A 660-nucleotide genomic window follows, 5' to 3' on the forward strand; every position below is an offset into this window, starting at 1 on the left:
TGGAGGATTAGCTCAGCTGGGAGAGCACCTGCCTTACAAGCAGGGGGTCGGCGGTTCGATCCCGTCATCCTCCACCATTTACACCTGCCGGTGTAGCTCAGTTGGTAGAGCATCTGACTTGTAATCAGAGGGTCGAGGGTTCGAATCCTTTCGCCGGCACCATTTTCACTTAAAAAAGTCTACCGCATGAATTATACCTTGCCGGGGTGGCGGAATTGGTAGACGCACAGGACTTAAAATCCTGCGAGGGTTTCCTCGTGCCGGTTCAAGTCCGGCCCTCGGTACCATTTATAAACATCCATGAAGGATCATTCGTCTCGCACCCTTAGCTCAGCTGGATAGAGCGTTAGACTACGAATCTAAAGGCCGGGAGTTCGAATCTCTCAGGGTGCACCATTTTTCGGGAAGTAGCTCAGCTTGGTAGAGCACTTGGTTTGGGACCAAGGGGTCGCAGGTTCGAATCCTGTCTTCCCGACCATCATAACTTTTTGGGGCCTTAGCTCAGCTGGGAGAGCGCCTGCCTTGCACGCAGGAGGTCAGCGGTTCGATCCCGCTAGGCTCCACCAACCTTATTTTTACCGACGAACTTTGAAAACTGAACGATGAGGCAAAAAAAGTTTTACAAGTTTTGATTGAAGCGCAAGCTTCGTCATTTTCAAG

The 660-nt window shown here is 51.2% G+C and carries 6 tRNA genes; all 6 read left to right on the plus strand.

Annotated features, from left to right (window positions below):
• Nucleotide 1: 1 nt before the first annotated feature.
• The 6 genes from L971_RS14685 (at nt 2) to L971_RS14710 (ending at nt 566) form a co-directional block, all read left to right on the plus strand.
• A tRNA-Val gene (locus tag L971_RS14685) sits at nt 2-77 on the plus strand.
• A gap of 9 nt (nt 78-86) precedes the next feature.
• A tRNA-Thr gene (locus L971_RS14690) sits at nt 87-162 on the plus strand.
• 38 nt (nt 163-200) lie between these two features.
• Nucleotides 201-287: transfer RNA gene (locus L971_RS14695), tRNA-Leu, on the plus strand.
• A 32-nt stretch (nt 288-319) separates the two neighbouring features.
• A tRNA-Arg gene (locus tag L971_RS14700) sits at nt 320-396 on the plus strand.
• A 5-nt stretch (nt 397-401) separates the two neighbouring features.
• A tRNA-Pro gene (locus L971_RS14705) sits at nt 402-478 on the plus strand.
• A gap of 12 nt (nt 479-490) precedes the next feature.
• Nucleotides 491-566, plus strand: a tRNA-Ala gene (locus L971_RS14710).
• Nucleotides 567-660: the final 94 nt, after the last annotated feature.

This window comes from Exiguobacterium sp. ZOR0005 (assembly GCF_000798975.1).
GTDB classification, from domain to species: Bacteria; Bacillota; Bacilli; order Exiguobacteriales; family Exiguobacteriaceae; genus Exiguobacterium; species Exiguobacterium aurantiacum.